The sequence below is a fragment of the Candidatus Nitrosotalea sp. FS genome (assembly GCF_011319475.1).
Taxonomy (GTDB): Archaea; Thermoproteota; Nitrososphaeria; order Nitrososphaerales; family Nitrosopumilaceae; genus Nitrosotalea.
Genome location: NZ_RCMC01000084.1, coordinates 1 through 853, shown reverse-complemented (window position 1 = coordinate 853; position 853 = coordinate 1). Strand labels below are relative to the sequence as shown.

Annotated in this window: 1 protein-coding gene and 1 pseudogene; both read left to right on the top strand. The window is 40.2% G+C overall.

Translation table 11 applies throughout. The features are described 5' to 3' along the window. A pseudogene (locus DYY66_RS13945) lies at window positions 1-398 on the top strand (tRNA (5-methylaminomethyl-2-thiouridylate)-methyltransferase); the annotation flags it as partial. Window positions 399-468: 70 nt separating this feature from the next. Continuing rightward, the gene (gene sepF, locus DYY66_RS03245; protein ID WP_148694714.1) at window positions 469-747 is read left to right on the top strand and encodes a cell division protein SepF; all 279 of its coding nucleotides are present in this window, start codon (window positions 469-471) and stop codon (window positions 745-747) included. The last annotated feature ends 106 nt before the right edge of the window (window positions 748-853 follow it).

Below are 853 nucleotides of genomic sequence, written 5' to 3'. Positions count from 1 at the left end.
CTGATCCTGCATTTGCAATTCGAGCAAAAGATCTCTTCAAGCATACAGAAAATCCAAACACAAATGACATTGACTTGCTAAAAATTGGAAGACACTTTAGATTTGATGGTACAACAAAATTCATTGTCGGAAGACACAAGGACGAAAATGAAATGATAAAGGCACTTGCATTGCCTGGCGATGTTTTGTTTGATGCAAAAGATCATGTCGGTCCGATTTCATTATTGCGCGGCGATGACTCTGAGAAAAATTTGAAATTAGCTGCAGCTATTGCACTACGATACTCTGATGCACCAAGGGATAAGGAAGGTATCGTCTTGACAGAAAAGAATGGTACCAAGTCAGAGATTGTAACTGGTGGTATCACAGAACCAGAATACCTGCAGTATAGAATTTAGCCACGCAAGCTAATCGGTGAGGTATAATTGACTAGAAAGACTTTTTGGGGGAGATTATCGCTTACAAAGTATGCAGCAGCAAAAGGCTCCGACCTACCTCAAGGCAATAACTTTGAGGGACTATAGCGATGTGCATAGTGTAAAAGAGGACATCAAAAAGGGAATGATTCTAGTTCTCAGGGTAACCCCACTTGCACAAAAAAATGTCGATGAGCTAAGAAAGGCTGTTGAAGAAATTTACAACATTGCAAAAAATGCTGATGCAGATATTGCAAGACTTGGAGAAGAGAGAATCATTGTAACTCCATCTGGTGTAAAGATCTGGCGAGCAGAATACGATCTAAAGTAATCTAATTCCTTCTTGCACTTGAGGACATGTTGTTGCAATTCTAAACATCCTGTGCACAGAGCTTGCCAAGTTTTCACACTTGCGTCGCTCACCGTGATTTACAATT